At 66.1% G+C, this 1454-nt stretch carries 1 protein-coding gene; it reads left to right on the top strand.

All coding sequences use genetic code 11. The features are described from left to right. Positions 1-69: 69 nt before the first annotated feature. Positions 70-1454: IS1182 family transposase (locus tag XW59_RS29180; RefSeq protein ID WP_137327122.1), on the top strand; the 1385-nt coding region annotated here is incomplete at its 3' end.

A 1454-nucleotide genomic window follows, 5' to 3' on the forward strand; every position in this document is an offset into this window, starting at 1 on the left:
CAGGCTGTGTGAGAACTCGGTAAGCAAATCAGGTATGATGGCCGCATCTGGAAGGGTGCGGCCATTTTCATGAGCTACATTTTGGGAGATGAGCGGGGTCAGGCTGCGCTGCTGCCGGCGCGGCTTGAGGATTACGTGGCGCGGGATACCCCGGTGCGGGTGATCGATGCCTTTGTCGACGGGCTGGACATGACGGGTCTCGGTTTCGGCCGGGCGGTTCCGGCGGCGACGGGGCGTCCCGGCTACGATCCGCGCGATCTCTTGAAGCTCTACGTGTGGGGCTACTTCAACGAGGTGCGCTCGTCGCGTCGGCTGGAGCGGGAATGCCGGCGCAATGTCGAGTCGATGTGGCTGCTGCGGCGGCTTGCCCCCGACTTCAAGACGATCGCCGACTTCCGCCGCGACAACGGGCCGGCGATCGTGGGCGCCTGCCGAGCCTTCGTGCTTCTGTGCCGGGATGCAGGTCTGTTTGCGGCTCGGCTGGTGGCGCTGGACGGCTCGAAGTTCCGGGCTGCGGCGAGCCGCAAGAAGATCGTGGGACGCAAGGAGATTGAGCAGGCGGCGGCGCGCCTCGATGGCAGGATCGCCGCCTATCTTGTAGGCCTCGACGAGGCCGACGCGGCCGAACCCGACGATGCGCCGGAGGCGGTCGAAGCGGCACTCGCCGTGCTTCAAGCCCGCCGCGCCGAACTCGGCCGGATGGCCGCCAGGCTTGATATTGAAGGCCGCACGACGCTGGTCGAAGGCGAGGAGGATGCCCGGCCGATGGGCATGGGCAGGGGTGGCAAGCCGCCCTCCTACAACGTGCAGACGGCGGTCGATGCCGATACCGGGTTGATCATCCACCATGAGGTGACGGACGAGGCGACCGACAACCGCATGCTGCATCCCATCGCCACGGCAACGAAACAGGTTCTGGACTGCGAGGCGCTGACCGTGGTGGCCGATGCCGGTTACTCCAACGGAGCGCAGGCGAGCGCCTGCGAGGCCGAAGGCATCATGCCTTGCGTGCCGGCCAACCGCGCCATCAACAATCACGGCGACGGCACGCTGTTCGACCGCTCCGCCTTCGTTTACGAGGCCAGTAGCGACACCTTCCGTTGCCCGGCAGGCCGGCGGCTGGTGCGCAAGCAGTTGCACCGCGACAGCACCAGCGTCATCTACGGCTGCAACGACTGCTCGGGCTGCGCGCTGAAGACGCAATGCACCACGGCGGCGCGCCGCTATGTCACCCGACACCTGCACGAGGACGCGCTCAACCGGATGAGCGAGCGCGCCACGCCGCAGATGATGCAAAGGCGACGATGCGCTGCCGAGCATCCGTTCGGAACCATCAAGCGGATGACGGCGGGCGGACGCTTCCTCACCCGAAACCTCAAAGGAACCAAAACCGAAATGGCGCTCTCGGTCCTGGCCTACAACATGCTGCGAGCGATCAACATCAGCGCCGCACT

Source organism: Aquamicrobium sp. LC103 (assembly GCF_001014615.2).
Taxonomy (GTDB): Bacteria; Pseudomonadota; Alphaproteobacteria; order Rhizobiales; family Rhizobiaceae; genus LBCQ02.